This window comes from Caulobacter sp. GW821-FHT12D05 (assembly GCF_058807295.1).
On sequence record NZ_JBXAQO010000002.1, the window covers coordinates 366,612 to 380,956 of the forward strand.

The 14,345-nt window shown below is 67.2% G+C and carries 15 protein-coding genes; 8 read left to right on the forward strand and 7 right to left on the reverse strand.

Annotated features, from left to right (window positions below; all coding sequences use genetic code 11):
• The first annotated feature begins 67 nt into the window (after nucleotides 1-67).
• The gene (locus AC1RRR_RS09230) at nucleotides 68-970 is read left to right on the forward strand and encodes a 5'-methylthioadenosine/S-adenosylhomocysteine nucleosidase (RefSeq protein WP_492812431.1); all 903 of its coding nucleotides are present in this window, start codon (nucleotides 68-70) and stop codon (nucleotides 968-970) included.
• Nucleotides 971-1,076: 106 nt separating this feature from the next.
• Nucleotides 1,077-2,318 carry a hypothetical protein gene (locus AC1RRR_RS09235; RefSeq protein WP_492812433.1) on the forward strand — a complete coding sequence of 414 codons (1,242 nt, stop codon included), beginning with the start codon at nucleotides 1,077-1,079 and terminating at the stop codon, nucleotides 2,316-2,318.
• 4 nt (nucleotides 2,319-2,322) lie between these two features.
• Here AC1RRR_RS09235 and upp read toward each other — a convergent pair whose 3' ends face one another.
• From upp to AC1RRR_RS09250, 3 genes are read right to left on the reverse strand one after another with little or no spacing between them, the layout of a single operon-like run.
• Nucleotides 2,323-2,952: a uracil phosphoribosyltransferase gene (upp, locus tag AC1RRR_RS09240; RefSeq protein WP_492812435.1), complete on the reverse strand. Its 630-nt coding sequence runs from the start codon at nucleotides 2,950-2,952 to the stop codon at nucleotides 2,323-2,325.
• 32 nt (nucleotides 2,953-2,984) lie between these two features.
• Nucleotides 2,985-5,153 carry a xanthine dehydrogenase family protein molybdopterin-binding subunit gene (locus AC1RRR_RS09245; protein ID WP_492812437.1) on the reverse strand — a complete coding sequence of 723 codons (2,169 nt, stop codon included), beginning with the start codon at nucleotides 5,151-5,153 and terminating at the stop codon, nucleotides 2,985-2,987.
• A gap of 2 nt (nucleotides 5,154-5,155) precedes the next feature.
• Nucleotides 5,156-5,620, reverse strand: coding sequence for a (2Fe-2S)-binding protein (locus AC1RRR_RS09250; RefSeq protein WP_492812439.1), 465 nt, complete (start codon nucleotides 5,618-5,620; stop codon nucleotides 5,156-5,158).
• 175 nt (nucleotides 5,621-5,795) lie between these two features.
• Here AC1RRR_RS09250 and AC1RRR_RS09255 point away from each other — a divergent pair, with 175 nt between their 5' ends.
• From AC1RRR_RS09255 to AC1RRR_RS09280, 6 genes are all read left to right on the forward strand, one after another.
• Nucleotides 5,796-6,440 (forward strand): DUF47 domain-containing protein, encoded by a 645-nt coding sequence (locus AC1RRR_RS09255; protein ID WP_492812441.1) that lies wholly within the window; start codon nucleotides 5,796-5,798, stop codon nucleotides 6,438-6,440.
• 5 nt (nucleotides 6,441-6,445) lie between these two features.
• On the forward strand, nucleotides 6,446-7,447 hold the full coding sequence (locus AC1RRR_RS09260) for an inorganic phosphate transporter (RefSeq protein WP_492812443.1): 1,002 nt from the start codon (nucleotides 6,446-6,448) through the stop codon (nucleotides 7,445-7,447).
• A complete protein-coding gene (locus tag AC1RRR_RS09265; protein ID WP_492813533.1) occupies nucleotides 7,435-8,013 on the forward strand; it encodes an NUDIX hydrolase in 579 nt (192 codons plus the stop codon). Before AC1RRR_RS09260 ends, AC1RRR_RS09265 begins: the two co-directional genes overlap by 13 nt.
• Nucleotides 8,014-8,080: 67 nt before the next feature.
• The gene (locus tag AC1RRR_RS09270; protein WP_492812444.1) at nucleotides 8,081-8,806 is read left to right on the forward strand and encodes an endonuclease III domain-containing protein; all 726 of its coding nucleotides are present in this window, start codon (nucleotides 8,081-8,083) and stop codon (nucleotides 8,804-8,806) included.
• Nucleotides 8,807-8,837: 31 nt separating this feature from the next.
• Nucleotides 8,838-9,551 carry a DUF72 domain-containing protein gene (locus AC1RRR_RS09275; protein WP_492812445.1) on the forward strand — a complete coding sequence of 238 codons (714 nt, stop codon included), beginning with the start codon at nucleotides 8,838-8,840 and terminating at the stop codon, nucleotides 9,549-9,551.
• Between the two features lie 100 nt (nucleotides 9,552-9,651).
• Nucleotides 9,652-10,065 (forward strand): Cif family virulence factor, encoded by a 414-nt coding sequence (locus tag AC1RRR_RS09280; RefSeq protein WP_492812446.1) that lies wholly within the window; start codon nucleotides 9,652-9,654, stop codon nucleotides 10,063-10,065.
• Here AC1RRR_RS09280 and AC1RRR_RS09285 read toward each other — a convergent pair.
• From AC1RRR_RS09285 to AC1RRR_RS09300, 4 genes are all read right to left on the reverse strand, one after another.
• On the reverse strand, nucleotides 10,062-11,219 hold the full coding sequence (locus tag AC1RRR_RS09285) for an META domain-containing protein (RefSeq protein WP_492812447.1): 1,158 nt from the start codon (nucleotides 11,217-11,219) through the stop codon (nucleotides 10,062-10,064). The two genes, AC1RRR_RS09280 and AC1RRR_RS09285, sit on opposite strands and share 4 nt — an antisense overlap.
• A 34-nt stretch (nucleotides 11,220-11,253) precedes the next feature.
• Nucleotides 11,254-12,219, reverse strand: a complete 966-nt coding sequence (locus AC1RRR_RS09290; protein WP_492812448.1) for a M15 family metallopeptidase — start codon at nucleotides 12,217-12,219, stop codon at nucleotides 11,254-11,256.
• A gap of 17 nt (nucleotides 12,220-12,236) precedes the next feature.
• Nucleotides 12,237-13,733 carry a CoA-acylating methylmalonate-semialdehyde dehydrogenase gene (locus tag AC1RRR_RS09295; protein ID WP_492812450.1) on the reverse strand — a complete coding sequence of 499 codons (1,497 nt, stop codon included), beginning with the start codon at nucleotides 13,731-13,733 and terminating at the stop codon, nucleotides 12,237-12,239.
• Nucleotides 13,734-13,801: 68 nt separating this feature from the next.
• Entirely contained in the window at nucleotides 13,802-14,326 is a 525-nt protein-coding gene (locus AC1RRR_RS09300) for a flavin reductase family protein (RefSeq protein WP_454717113.1), read from the reverse strand.
• Nucleotides 14,327-14,345: the final 19 nt, after the last annotated feature.

Below are 14,345 nucleotides of genomic sequence, written 5' to 3' on the forward strand. Positions count from 1 at the left end.
CTTTCGGTCCGAGGCGCTTGGGTCCGCGCCGCCGGGCGGCTAAGGCTTGGCCATTGAAGGAGTCGTCATGCGCCTGCCCGCCCTTATCCTGGCCTGCCTCGTCCTCATCGCTTCGCCCGCAATGGCCCAGCGTCTGGACCAGACCCCGCGCGTGGCCGTGATCTCGGCCTTCCCGCCTGAGATCGGCGCCCTGAACGCGGCGACCAGCGAGCAGAAGACCTACGACGTCAACGGCGTGCGGTTCATGACCGGCAAGCTTGAGGGCAAGCCGGTGGTGGTGTTCCTGAGCGGCGTGTCGATGGTCAACGCGGCCATGACCACCCAGATGGCGCTGGACCGCTTCAACATCACCCGCATCGTCTTCTCCGGTATCGCCGGCGGCGTCGACGAGGGCCTGGACATCGGCGACGTCGTGGTCGCCGACCAGTGGGCCCAGAACCTGGAGAGCGCCTTCGCCCGCGAGACCGACAAGGGTTTCGAGGTCCAGTCGTTCATCCGCAACAGCGACCTGGCCAACTACGGCATGATCTATCCGCGCGGGATCGTTCTCCCCGGCGACGCCCTGGGCGCCCCGGCCCGCGTCTGGTTCCCGGCCGATCCGGTCCTGCTCGACACCGCCCGCAAGGTCGCAGCTTCAGTCGCCCTGCAACGCTGCGCCGCCGACAAGTGCCTGGTCCATCCGCCCAAGGTGGTGGTGGGCGGCAAGGGCGTCTCTGCCCCGGTGTTCCTGGACAACGCCGCCTACCGCAAATACCTGCGCGCGACGTTCGACGCCCGCGTGGTCGACATGGAAAGCGCCGCCGTCGCCCACGTGGCCCTGGTCAGCAAGACCCCCTTCATCGCCTTCCGCAGCCTCTCGGACCTGGCCGGCGGCGGCGCGGGCGCCAACGAGATGGGGACCTTCATGGCCCTGGCCTCGGACAACTCGGCGACCGTGGTGAAGGCTTTCGTGAAGGCGCTGGCGGACTAGCGAGCGTTACGGCAGATATTCCCGCCAAAGCTGCATTTGAGTTGCCTTTTCAACAAAGTTAAGCTTTGATGAACATCGTTCTTTGAGCGATGCCGGGGGGCAGCGGATGTCTGAGAAAACCGGAAGGGTGATCGCGATCAGCGGCGCGATCTTACTCGGCTTTGTGTTGATCGCCACGGGCTACAACGTCATCACGGACAAACAGACCTGCGGGCCGGGCAACGTGCCTGCTGGCGTCACGCTTTTCGCCAAACCCGGCAAGGACGGCAAAGACGCCAAGTTCGGCGCTAACGGGAAACTTTGTCTCGCCTGGCGACCAGAGCTCTATTTCAAGAAGGAACTGGCGGCCCGCAAGGTCCTGGAAGCCGATCTCAAGACGGCCCAGGAGATCGAGGACAAGGCCCGCCAGGGGATGGACGCCGCCGCCGCGGCGGAAAAAGCGGCCAGCGAAACCCGCTTCAGGACGGCCCAGACCGCACGACAACAAGCTCAGGCGAAGATCGCCGACTTCCCAACGTCAACAGATGTCTCAATCTTCATCGACGGCGTCGAGACGGGAGCGAGCTTCAAGGCTGAAGTGCCGGTTTCCGATACGCCCACCAAACCCGTGTGGGAGCCTGTGTGGATGCGCGCGCCTGAAGACTCCGCCAGCAACGCGGGGAAAGACTGGCGCGACCTGTTGCGCGGGATTGGCGAGGACGGCACGCGTCAGGTCAGCGTCGGCCTCGGCGATCATGGCGCCAAGCTGCCGCGTTCCGGCGCGGAAATCAGCAACATGAGGATCGCAGCTTTCGAAGGCCACTGGCTGATCGCGGGCGGCGCGGGTTTCCTCCTGCTCGTGATCGGCCTTTTCATGTGGGGCTGGAACACATCGCTGCTCCGGGCGACGATCAAGGACAGCCCGAACCCGCCTTTCAGCCTTGGCCGCGTGCAGATGGCCTGGTGGTTCCTGCTGACCTTGGGCGGTTTCATCTTCATCTGGCTGACGTCGGCCCAGTGGATCGGCGTCATGACCTCAAGCGTCCTGGCGCTGCTCGGGATTTCCGGGGTCAGCGGCCTTGCGTCCGTCGCGATCGACGCGGAGACGCCTCCACCGCCCCCTCCCGGAGATCCTGCCCGCACGCCGGAAACTTCGAGAGGTTTTTGGAAGGACATTCTCTCGGATGGGAAATCCATCGTCCTTCACCGCGTCCAGATGTTTACCTGGACGCTGATCCTCGGCTTCATTTTCGCCTGGTCGGTGGTCTGGAACTACGCATTCCCGACCTTCGATACGAACCTGCTGATCCTGGCCGGCATCGTGAACGGGGTCTATCTGGGCTTCAAGTTCCCGGAGAACCATAAGTAACGCTCTACCGCGTCCCGAACGTCCGATCGCCCGCGTCGCCCAGGCCCGGCACGATGTAGCCGTGCTCGTTCAGCTGAGCGTCCACCGCCGCCGTCCAGATCGGCACGTCGGGGTGGGCGGCCTGCAGGGCGTCGACACCCGGCTGGGCGGCCAGCAGGCAGACGAAGCGCAGGTTGGTGACGCCGGCGGCCTTCAGGCGGGCGATGGCGGCGATGGCCGAGTGGCCGGTGGCCAGCATCGGGTCGACCACGATGACCAGGCGGCCGGCGATGTCCTCGGGGGCCTTGAAGTAGTACTCGACCGCCTCCAGCGTCTCGTGGTCGCGATAAAGGCCGATGTGGGCCACGCGCGCCGACGGCACCAGGTCCAGCATGCCCTCGCACATGCCCAGACCCGCGCGCAGGATCGGGGCGAAGACCAGCTTCTTGCCGGCGATCTCATAGGCCGTGGTCGGGGCCACCGGGGTCTCGATCTGCACCGCGTCCATAGGCAGGTCGCGGGTGATCTCGTAGCAGATCAGGGTCGCGACCTCGCGCATCAGGGCGCGGAAGGTCTTCGTCGAGGTCTGCTTGTCGCGCATCTTGGTCAGCTTGTGCTGGACGAGCGGGTGGCTGACGACGGTGACCTGCGACATGGAAGAGCCCTGCTAGAGAATACCCTCCGGCCTTAAGCCAGTTGGTCCCCCACCGGCAAGGACCGGATGCGCTTGCCCGTCGCCGCGAAGATGGCGTTGCACAGCGCCGCCGGGGCCGGCGGATAGGCCGGCTCGCCCAGGCCCGTCGGGTTGTTGTCCGAGAGCTTGAAGTGGACCTCGACGTCGAAGGCGTCGGGCATGCGCAGCAGCGGGAAGTCGCCGAAGTTGCTCTGGGTCGTCGCCCCGCCCTCGAAGGTGATCTCCTGGGCCAGGGCCGCGCCCACAGCGTCCAGCACCGAGCCCTGCACCTGCTGCTCGGCGCCCTTGGGATTGATGATCTGGCGGCCGCAGTCGGCGGCGGCCCAGGCCTTGTCGACCTTCAGCGAGCCGTCCTTGACCGTCACCTGGATGACCACCGCCACATAACCCATGTGGCTGTAGTGGCAGGCCACGCCCATGCCCGTGCCGGCCGGTAGCTTGCGGCCCCAGCCGGATTTCTCGGCGACCAGATCGAGCACGCCGCGCATACGGCCGGTGTGGAAGCTGTCGCCCTTGCCCGCCTCGCCCAGCAGGCGCGGTTCACCCAACAGCTCGCGGCGGAAGGCGATGGGGTCCTTGCCGGCGGCCAAAGCCAGCTCGTCGGTGAAGCTCTGCAGCACGAAGCCGAAGGCGTTGTTGCCCGGCGCCCGCAGCGGCCCGGTCGGCGCGCCCAGCGGCATGACCGAGACCTGGACGCGGTAGTTGTCGACCGCCCGGCACGGGAACTGGGTGGCGTTGAAGCCGCAGCTGGGCGCGAACCGCTCGCCCTCGCCGAAGCTGACGAAGTGGTCGTTCCAGGCCACGACCTTGCCCGAGGCGTCCAGGCCGGCGGTCAGGTTGTGCCAGCCGCCGGGGCGGTAGAAGTCGTGCTGGATGTCGTCCTCGCGGGTCCAGATCAGCTGGACCGGGACGCCGGCCTTGGCCGCGATCGCGGCGGCCTCGACCATGTAGTCGTTGTTCAGCCGCCGGCCGAAACCGCCACCGCCACGCACAAGGTGGATGGTGATGGCCTCTTCCGGCACGTTCAGAGCAGCCGCGACCAGCTTGCGACCAGGTTCCGGGTTCTGGGTCGGGGCCCAGATCTCGACTTTCCCATCCTTGACCGAAGCGGTGCAGTTCTGCGGCTCCAGCGGCGCGTGGGCGATGAAGGGGTAGCTGTAGGCGGCGCTGACCGTCTTGGCCGCGCCCTTCAGAGCCGCATCGACATCGCCGTCGGCACGGTCCACACGCTGCGGCGTCCCCTTGGCCAGCTCGGCGGCCTTGGCGGCGAAGGCGGCGCTGCTCTGGGCCGAGGTTGGATGCTCCGCCCATTTGATCTCAAGCGCCTCGCGGCCCTTGCGCGCCGCCCACCAGCTGGTCGCGACCACCGCCACGCCGGGCAACAGGCCGTTCAGCGCCGTCCCGCCCTCGATCACGAAGGCGTCCTTAACGCCCTTGACCGCCTTGGCCGGCGCGAGGTCGACCGACGCCACCTTGGCCCCGAACACCGGCGCCTTGGCGAAGGTCGCGAACAGCATGCCCGGCACGCGGGTGTCGATGCCGTACAGCGGCTTGCCCGTGGTGATGGCGTCCAGGTTCTGGCTCTTGTGGCTCTGGCCGATGATCCGGAAGGCCTTGGGGTCCTTCAGGGTCAAGGTCTTGGGGTCCGGAGCCGGCAGCTTGGCGGCGTCCTCGACCAGTTCACCATAGGCCGCGCGGCGGGCGCCGGAGATCACAACGCCCCGCTCGGTCGAGCAGCTTTCCACCGGCACGCTCCAACGCGTCGCGGCGGCCTGGATCAGCAGCGCCCGGACCGTCGCGCCGACCCGGCGCAGGCCGTCATATTCCAGCGTCGTGGCCATGCTGCCGCCGGCCACCTGGCGGCCGTAGACCTTGGTGTCCGCGATCGCCTGCTCGACCGTCACGGCCGACCACTCGACGTCCAGCTCCTCGGCGATCAGCATCGGCAGCGAGGTCTTGATCCCCTGCCCCACCTCCGGGACCTTCGAAGCGATAGTCACCTTGCTGTCGGAGCCGATGCGGACATAGGCGTTGACCTGGGTCGCGCCGGCGGCGCTGCCCTCGGTCGCCATGGTGAAGCTGAGCATCAGGCCGCCGCCGGTCGCGGCGCCGCTCGTGAGCACGAAACGGCGGGTCGGGTCGCGCAGGATCTCGCCGTCCATCCTCAAGCCTCCACCTGGCCGGCGGCGACCTTGATCGCCTTCTTGATGCGGATGTAGGTCGCGCAGCGGCACAGGTTGCCGTTCATCGCCGCGTCGATGTCCTCGTCGGTCGGCTTGGGCTTTTCGGTCAGCAGGGCCGTGGCCGACATGATCTGGCCGGCCTGGCAGTAGCCGCACTGGGGCACGTCGATGGCCTTCCAGGCCTCCTGCACCCGCTTGCCCACCGGCGACTTGCCGACGCCCTCGATGGTGGTGACCTTCTTCTGGCCCACGCTCTCGACCGGGGTGATGCAAGCCCGGACCGGCGCGCCGTCCAGATGCACCGTGCACGCCCCGCACAGAGCCGCGCCGCAGCCGAACTTGGCCCCGACCAGGCCCAGCGTATCGCGCAGCACCCACAGCAGCGGCGTGTCGCCGTCGACGTCGGCGGTCTTGGTCTCGCCATTGATGCTGAGCGTGAAGGCCATGACGTACTCCGGTCCTCAAGGTTGCAGCGATCCTGCCTTAACGGCGCCGCTCGCGCGAGGACCGTCACATAAGTTTCACAGATAGGATTTGACGGGCAAATCCTTCCGTGGTTCCGGTGCGCCGCGCGCGATCCGTTCACGGACGAATGCGACTCCACAGCAAGGAAAGACGCTGATGCTGGGCTTGTTCAAGGCCGTCATGCCGAAGGAAGACGCCTTCTTCGACCTGTTCTCCGCCCACGCGCGGACCCTGGTCGCCGGGGCGCAGGCTCTGCACGACATGACCGCCGGCGGCGACGCCGTCGAGGCCGCCAGCGCGCGGGTCTACCAATACGAGGACGAGGCCGACGAGGTCACCCGCCAGGTGATGGTGGCCGTGCGCCGCAGCTTCATCACCCCGTTCGACCGCAGCGACATCCAGAGCCTGACCACCTCGCTGGACGACGCCATCGACCAGATGCGCAAGACGGCCAAGGTGGTGAACCTGTTCGAGGTGAAGAGCTTCGAACCGCAGATGCGCGAGATGACCCGCATCATCGTCGAGGCCGCCAAGCTGACCGAAGAAGCCGTCGCCCTGCTGCCCAAGATGCGCCTGAACGCGCAGAAGCTCAGCGAAATCGCCGTGCGCATCACCGAGATCGAGGAACAGTCGGACGTCATGTACGACGACGGCCGCAAGGCCCTGTTCCTGGCCAACAGGACCGGCGATCCGATGGCCTTCATCGTCGGCGTCGACATCTACAGCCACCTGGAAAAGGTCATGGACCGCTTCGAGGACGTGGCCAACCGCATCAGCGGCATCGTCGTCGAACAGGTCTGAGTCCCGTGGATCCCACGTTCATCATCCTGGTCTTTCTGGTCGTCGTCGCCCTGGCGTTCGACTTTCTGAACGGCCTGCACGACGCCGCCAACTCGATCGCCACCATTGTCTCGACCCGCGTGCTGTCGGCCAAGTGGGCCGTGATCTGGGCGGCGTTCTTCAACTTCATCGCTTTCCTGTTCTTCGGCCTGCACGTGGCCAAGATGGTCGGCTCAGGGATCGTCGACCCGCACGTGATCAGCGACCGCCTGATCTTCGCAGCGCTGATGGGCGCGATCAGCTGGAACCTGCTGACCTGGTGGGCGGGCATCCCCTCGTCCAGCTCGCACGCCCTGATCGGCGGCCTGGTCGGCGCGTCCATCGCCAAGGTCGGCGGCATCGGCGCCATCCAGTGGGCGGGCCTGGGCAAGACAGCGGCCGGCATCATCGTCTCGCCGACCATGGGCTTCCTGCTGGCGCTCGTTCTGGTGCTGATCGTCTCGTGGACCTTCGTAAAGAGCTCGCCGTTCTTCGCCGACCGCATCTTCCGCAAGCTGCAGTTCGTCTCGGCCGCGCTGTACAGCCTGGGCCACGGCGGCAATGACGCGCAGAAGACCATGGGCATCATCGCCGCCCTGCTGTTCGCCCACGGAGCCACCGAAAAGGCGGGCGAGATCCCGTTCTGGGTGGTGTTGGCCTGCCAGACGGCGATGGGCCTCGGCACCCTGTTCGGCGGCTGGCGCATCGTCCATACCATGGGCAGCAAGATCACCCGCCTGACGCCCATGCAGGGCTTCTGCGCGGAGACCGGCGGCGCGATCACGTTGTTTTTGGCGACCCATGTGGGCGTTCCTGTCTCGACGACTCACACGATCACAGGCGCTATTGTGGGCGTCGGCGCCTCGCGCCGGGTCTCGGCGGTTCGCTGGGGCGTCGCCAAGGACATCGTCACCGCCTGGATCGTCACCCTGCCGGCTGCGGCTCTGACGGCGGCGCTGTTCTATTACCTCGGGTTCTGGATGAAGTGACCGACGTTGGGGGGAAGCAGGACGGACGCAAGTCCGGAGGCGGCGGCGGCAAGCGCCGCCAGGTCGCCGCCCTGCCCTGGCGCGGCGAAGGCGAAGCCTTGCGCATCCTGCTGGTCTCGTCGCGCGAGACCCGCCGCTGGGTGATCCCCAAGGGCTGGCCGATGAAGGACAAGACCGACTTCCAGGCCGCCGCCACCGAAGCCTACGAAGAAGCCGGCCTGGTCGGCGTCATCGCCGAGCAGCCGATCGGCGAATACGAGTACCTCAAGAAGCTGAAGAGCGGCGCGGCGCGCCTTGTGAAGGTCGATGTCTTTCCGCTGGAGGTCGCCAGCGAGCTCGAGACCTGGCCCGAGAAGGGCCAACGCACCCTGGAGTGGATGGACCCGGTCGAGGCCGCCCTCGCCGTCCAGGAACCGCAGCTGCGCGACCTGATCGCCCGCTTCGCCGGTGTCGCGCTGCCCGAGGAAGAGCGCCCTGACCCGCATCCGGCCCCGACGCCCGTGCGCGTGGCCTTCCAGCGCCTGCGCCGTCGCGTGACGGCGCTCTGGGGTCGCTACCGCCGCTAAACACCCTGTGGACAAGTCGATCCGCGCGGCATAATGTTCTCATTATGTTCTTGCGCGGCGAGTTCCCATGCAGCTGTCCCTAGGCCTGGCCCGATCCCCGCTGGAAAGCGTGCGCGACGCCCTGCTCTGCGAGTTCGGTCCGCAGCGGCCGGTGGCGCGGATGGACCCGATCTCGCAGCTGGTGAAGGCCTCGATCAGCGGCCGCACCCAGGACGCCGTGTCGTGGGCCGCCTTCCTGCGCCTGCGGTCAGAGTTCAAGTGCTGGGAAGACCTGGCCCGCGCGCCTGTCGCCGCCGTGGCGCGGATCATCGACGACGTCACCTTCCCCGGCGACAAGGCCCGCCACCTGACCACCGCCCTGAAGATGATCGAGGCCAAGGTCGGCTGGCTGTCGCTGAGTCACCTGAAGACGCTGGAGGTCGACCAGGCCCGCTGGGAACTGCAGGCCCTGCCGGGCGTGGGCGTCAAGGTCGCCGCCTGCGTGCTGAACTTCAGCGACTTGGCGATGCGGTCGCTGGTGGTCGACACCCACATCGACCGGGTGGCCAAGCGTATTGGCCTGGTGGGCTCGGGGGATACAACCCACACCTATCACACGCTGATGGGCCTGGCGCCGGACACGTGGACGGCGGACGACCTCTTCGAGCTGCACTGGCTGATGAAGCGTGGCCTGGGCCAGATGCTGTGCCCCCACGAGGGACCGAAATGCGGAGCGTGTCCGGTGAAGGGCATGTGCGCCAAGGCCGGGGTGGGTCATAGCGCCGATGTGCTGGCCTGGCGGCCGCGAGGCTGAACCTGACACGAACTCATGCGCTGATCGGTGCATGACCATCCGCATCGGCACGGCCGGCTGGAGCTTCCCTCGCGATCTCGACTTTCCGGTCGAGGGCACGGGGCTGGAGCGCTATGCGGCGCGGTTCGATTGTGTGGAGATCAACTCCTCTTTCTATCGCCCGCATCAGCGGAAGACCTATGAGCGTTGGGCCGCCAGCACGCCGGCGGACTTTGGGTTTTCAGTGAAAGTTCCGCAGGCGATCACCCATGAGCGGCGGCTGGTCGGGGTCGACGACCTGCTCGCGCGGTTCCTCGACGAGACCGACGGCTTGGGCGGCAAGCGCGGCCCGCTGCTGGTGCAGTTGCCGCCGAGCTTGCGGTTCGAGGCCGAACGGGTCGGACCTTTCCTGGAGACATGGCGAAGGTTCACCGATGCGCCAACGGTGCTGGAGCCCAGGCATGCGAGCTGGTTCGCGGACGCGCCGGAGCGGATGCTGGCCGACTTCCAGGTCGCGCGCGTGGCCGCCGACCCGGCCGTGGTTCCGGCGGCGGCCGAACCCGGCGGCTGGCCTGGCCTCGTCTATCGCCGCTGGCACGGCTCACCGGTGATCTACGAGAGCGCCTATTCGGTGGAGACGCTGGAAACCCTGGCGGCGCGGCTGATCGAAGAGCCCGACACCTGGTGCGTCTTCGACAACACCAAGTTCGGCGCGGCGACGCGGGATGCGCTCACCACGCAATCCCTCGTGTCATCCCGGCCGTAGCGCAGCGAAGAGCCGGGACCCAGGGGGTCACCGTACTGCCGCTTGCCCCTGGGTCCCGGATAGCGCTACGCGCTTCCGGGATGACACATTGGGGGCGCCGATGAACCGTCCAAACGCCGAGATGATGGCCGCGCCCGAAGCCCTCGCCCGCTTCCTCGAGACCGGCGACGCGATCCTGCTGGACGGCGTGTTCTCCGACAACGACGTCACCATCCTCGAGAACTTCCCGCCGCACGTCTTCAACGGCCAGGCGGGCCTCGCCGAATGGAAGGCGTTGATGACCAGGCATGTCGGGGCGATCAACGACCTGCGCCACACGTTCGAGCCGCCGCAGGACTTCGGCGTCACCGGCGACACCGTCCACTTCACCCTGCCCACCCGCTGGCGCGGCGTGCGGGACGGCAAGGCCTTCAACGAGCTGGGCGGCTGGACCTTCGTGCAGGTCCGCGAGGGCGACCGCTGGCGGATCCGCTCGTACGGCTGGGCAGTCGTGGCGTTCGCCTGGGAGGCCTAGCGTTGATCGCTAAGCTCGGGCCGTCTTTCCTTCGGCTCGGCCCTGTAGATCCACATCGTCTTGCCATCGGCGAAGGTCAGATGAATCTCGCCATAGGATCTCATCCTGAGCGTGGCCGTCGTCACGCCCGGAGGCAGCTGGACGCCTTCGGCCCAGTCGTCGACGGGAAGCGGCGCCGCGGGCGCGCGGCAGCCCGTAGTGTCCGGAAAGGCAAAGGACAGCCTGTCTCCGCGCAGGCTGAAGTCACCCTGGCAGTTTTCCCACTGGCCGACCCGCCCACCGGAGAAGGCGAACCGGTACCGCTCGTGCCGTCCGGAAGCCTCCCGAATATCGCCGTACCACAACCCGTCGAGCGTCCATCGACCGCGTGGCATGCGCTCCCAGTTCGAAAGGGGCGTCAGCTGCAGGCCGCCGTCATCTCGCGGATAGAGGGCCACGCCGAAATAGGTTCCCCGCACCCTGTGGGCGCCCGAGGTCAAGGCGCTGCCCTTACAGGCGGGCGTCTCGTCCAGCGCCAAATGCAGGAACCCGAATGCCTGCCAGAAGCGTCCTGTGCAGCCGACCGCATCGTGGTAACGCCCCCGACGGAAGTGCGCCGTCGGCCGAGGCGCCGACCGGTCCGCCTTGGACCCAAGTAGCGCCCAGTCGCCTTCGACGGAGCGCGGCGGCCTGGGCAGGCGCGCCATCCGCAGGCTGTGATTGTCCGACGTCGTCAGCAGCAGGTCGTCGGACGTCAGGCGTTGGAACTTCACCGCCCGGCCGAGGCGCTCCCAGATCAGGTCGTCCAGCGCCATGCCGGACGCGCCTCCGTCCGCGTCGCGACAGGCCATGACCGTACCGGACATATCCTTGATCCGGATGCGCCCGTCGCGATGGGACACGTACTCGCCGCCGATCCTGTTGCAGCCCCCGCCAGCCGAGACCCACCCTTTCGCGAAGGCGATCCTGCCGCGATCAACCGGCTTTCCATCGATATGGGTCAGCCGCCAGGCCCCTTGGGGAGAACCGGCGACCGGCGGGATGAACTCACCCGACGCCAGCATCTTCCCGCCGGTCTTGTCCTTGCCGTCGTCCAGATAGCGCGGCTTCTTCTGCTGGCAGCCCGCCAGCGCCGTCAGGACGAGAATGGCAATAAGGAACCTTGAGGGGCGCATGGCGGAAATCTGCGCCCTAAAGTTGAACGAAGCCCTAGCCGCCCGCCAGTTCGGTGAAGGTCCTGGTCCCGATCGGGTAACGCTTCCAGTCGTTGAAGTCGAAGTGCCACCACTCTTCGGGATAGACGGTGAAGCCCTCGGCCTCCATCGCCTGGCGCAGCACCGCCCGCCGCGCGCGCTGGGCCGTCGTGCCGCCCACGAAGTCGGCATAGGAGCGCGTCGAGAACTCGTCGTAGCGGCCGGGCATCTCGACGGCCTTGCCGGTCTTCAGGTCGTACAGCGTCAAGTCCACCGCGCAGCCGCGGTTGTGGCGCGAGCCTTGGGACGGGTCGGCGACGAAGACGTGATCCTCGGGCGGGGTGGCGTCCCAGAACATCCAGGTGACGTACCAAGGGCGGTAGGCGTCGTGGATCAAGAGGCCATAACCCTTGGCCGCCAGCGCCTTGTGGATCCGGCCTAGAGCCTCGGCGGCCGGCCGCTGCATGTAGGCCGCCGGCTTCTCGTAGAGCGGGATGCCCATGAAGTTGTCGGGCGTGGCGTACCAGATGTCGAGTTTGATGCCCGGGTCGATAGTGGTGACGTCGACCAGGTCGGACGGCAGGCGATCGGTCTCGACCGGCGGCGTCGCGGCCAGGGCTCGTTTGCGCAGCGCCACCGGGTCGGCACGGACAGCTTTGTGGATGCGATCCCGCGTCTCCAGGCCGAAGTCGTGGAAGGCCAGGCTCTTGCCGTTCAGGCGCACCGCGCCCTTTTCCAGCACCAACTCACCGCCGCCCGCGATGGCGTAACGACCACCGCCCGCAGGCGTCAGCCGCGCGGGAGAAAAACCCTCGCCATCAATGTGCAGAGCGCCGTCCTTCTCGAAGACGGTGAATGGCGCGGCCTTGTCGCCGTACTGGCCGATGGCGGCCCACTCGGCCTTGGTCTGGCCGAACGCGGCCGGGGCCAGGAGCCCGGCGGCGGCGATGGACAGGAAGGATCGTCGAACCAGCATGCTCATCACCGCCCCCTGAAGGCCTATTTCATCGTCGGGATGACGAAGCTGCTGTCGCCGACCTCGCCCTCGGGCCAGCGCGCCGTCACCGTCTTGACCTTGGTGTAGAACTTCACGCCCTCGACGCCGTGCTGGTTGGTGTCGCCAAACGCGCTGCGCTTCCAGCCGCCGAAGGTGTGGTAGGCCACCGGCACCGGGATCGGCACGTTGATGCCGACCATGCCGACATTGACGCTGGCGGCGAACTCGCGGGCGGCGCGGCCGTTGCGGGTGAAGATGGCGACGCCGTTGCCGTACTGGTGCTCGGACGGCAGGGCCACGGCCTCCTCGAAGCTCTCGGCGCGGACGATCTGCAGCACCGGACCGAAGATCTCCTCCTGGTAGGTCTTCATGCCCTTCTTGACGCCGTCGAACAGCGACGGGCCGATGAAGAAGCCCTTCTCGAAGCCTTGCAGCTGGAAGTCGCGGCCGTCGACCACCAGCTCGGCGCCCTCTTCCTGGCCGATGCGGATGTAGTCGGCGATCTTGGCGCGGTGCTGGCTGGAGACGACCGGGCCGTAGTGGGCATCCAGATCGGTGGAGACGCCGACCTTCAAGGACGCGATCTCGGCGACCATGCGCTCGCGCAGTTCGTCGGCGGTATTCTTGCCCACTGGCACCACCACCGGCAGGGCCATGCAGCGCTCGCCGGCCGAGCCGAAAGCCGCCCCGGACAGGTCCTTTACGACCTGGTCCATGTCGGCGTCAGGCAGGACGATGCCGTGGTTCTTGGCGCCGCCCATGGCCTGGACGCGTTTCCCGTGCGCCGTGCCGGTCTGGTAGACATAGTGGGCGATGTCGCTGCTGCCGACGAAGCTGACCGCGCGGATCAGCGGATGGGTCAGGATCGCGTCGACGGCGCTCTTGTCGCCATGGATGACGTTCAGCACGCCGGCGGGCGCGCCGGCTTCCATCATCAGCTCGGCCAGTTTCACCGGCACCGTCGGATCCTTCTCCGACGGCTTGAGGATGAAGGTGTTGCCCACCGCGATGCTGATGCCGAACATCCACATCGGGATCATGGCCGGGAAGTTGAACGGCGTGATGCCCGCGCAGACGCCCAGCGGCTGGCGCATCGAATAGACGTCGATGCCGGGACCCGCGCCCTCGGTATATTCGCCTTTCAAGATGTGGGGGATGCCGCAGGCGAACTCGATAACTTCCAGGCCGCGCTGGATATCACCCTTGCTGTCGGCGATGACCTTGCCGTGCTCGGACGACAGGATCTCGGCCAGGCTGTTCATGTCGCGCTCGATCAGGCGCTTGAACTCGAACATCACCCGGGCGCGGCGCTGTGGATTGGTGGAGGCCCAGCCGATCTGCGCCTTGGCGGCGACCTGGACGGCGGCGTCGAGCTCGGCGTCGGTCGCGAACTGGACGCGGGCCTGGACCTCGCCGGTGTTGGGATTGAAGACGTCGCCGAAGCGGCCGGAGGAACCGGTCAGGGTCTGACCGTTCACGAAATGGGCGATGTCTCGCATGATGCGCTCCCTAACGCTGTTTTTTGGCGTCAATAGCATCCAAGGTTCGCGCAGTATCGCGCGAAATTCTACTCCGCATCCACATGGACGCGGCGGAACCGACCTTGCAGATAGACCAGCGGCTCGTGGTCGGGGTCGTAGCGCAGCTTGACCACCCGCCCGACATAGACCCGGTGGTCGCCGGCGTCGAAGACGTGGTGCGTCTCGCACTCGAAATTGGCCATGCAGCCAGGCAGGATCGGCACGCCGGTGACCCAGGTCTCGGTGTCGATGCCGGCGAAGCGGTCAGTGTCCTTCTGGACGAACTGGCGAGCCAGCGCCTGATGCTCGGCGTGCAGCACATTGACCGCCCAGCGGCCAGCGGCGTCCAGGGCCGGCAGGCTGGACGACTTCAGGTCGACGCAGACCAGCGCCAGCGGCGGGTCCAGCGACACCGAGGTGAAGGAATTGGCCGTCAGCCCGACCTTGCGCCCGTCCTCGCAGACGGTCGTGACCACCGTCACCCCGGTCGTGAAGCACCCGAACGCGTTGCGCAGGGCCCGGGCGTCGTGCTCGGCGCCCTCCCCCAGTTCGATCGTAACCGCTTTACTCATCACCTAAGCAGTGGGGCAA

What these genes read in the sequence shown, in the direction of transcription:
- AC1RRR_RS09250 (WP_492812439.1), bottom strand. Translation starts at nt 5,620, where the DNA reads ATGGCCTTCACGCTCAGCATCAATGGCGAGACCAAGACCGCCGACGTC.
- AC1RRR_RS09290 (WP_492812448.1), bottom strand. Translation starts at nt 12,219, where the DNA reads ATGAGCATGCTGGTTCGACGATCCTTCCTGTCCATCGCCGCCGCCGGG.
- AC1RRR_RS09245 (WP_492812437.1), bottom strand. Translation starts at nt 5,153, where the DNA reads ATGGACGGCGAGATCCTGCGCGACCCGACCCGCCGTTTCGTGCTCACG.
- AC1RRR_RS09235 (WP_492812433.1), top strand. Translation starts at nt 1,077, where the DNA reads ATGTCTGAGAAAACCGGAAGGGTGATCGCGATCAGCGGCGCGATCTTA.
- AC1RRR_RS09255 (WP_492812441.1), top strand. Translation starts at nt 5,796, where the DNA reads ATGCTGGGCTTGTTCAAGGCCGTCATGCCGAAGGAAGACGCCTTCTTC.
- AC1RRR_RS09275 (WP_492812445.1), top strand. Translation starts at nt 8,838, where the DNA reads ATGACCATCCGCATCGGCACGGCCGGCTGGAGCTTCCCTCGCGATCTC.
- AC1RRR_RS09230 (WP_492812431.1), top strand. Translation starts at nt 68, where the DNA reads ATGCGCCTGCCCGCCCTTATCCTGGCCTGCCTCGTCCTCATCGCTTCG.
- upp (WP_492812435.1), bottom strand. Translation starts at nt 2,952, where the DNA reads ATGTCGCAGGTCACCGTCGTCAGCCACCCGCTCGTCCAGCACAAGCTG.
- AC1RRR_RS09270 (WP_492812444.1), top strand. Translation starts at nt 8,081, where the DNA reads ATGCAGCTGTCCCTAGGCCTGGCCCGATCCCCGCTGGAAAGCGTGCGC.
- AC1RRR_RS09300 (WP_454717113.1), bottom strand. Translation starts at nt 14,326, where the DNA reads ATGAGTAAAGCGGTTACGATCGAACTGGGGGAGGGCGCCGAGCACGAC.
- AC1RRR_RS09285 (WP_492812447.1), bottom strand. Translation starts at nt 11,219, where the DNA reads ATGCGCCCCTCAAGGTTCCTTATTGCCATTCTCGTCCTGACGGCGCTG.
- AC1RRR_RS09280 (WP_492812446.1), top strand. Translation starts at nt 9,652, where the DNA reads ATGAACCGTCCAAACGCCGAGATGATGGCCGCGCCCGAAGCCCTCGCC.
- AC1RRR_RS09295 (WP_492812450.1), bottom strand. Translation starts at nt 13,733, where the DNA reads ATGCGAGACATCGCCCATTTCGTGAACGGTCAGACCCTGACCGGTTCC.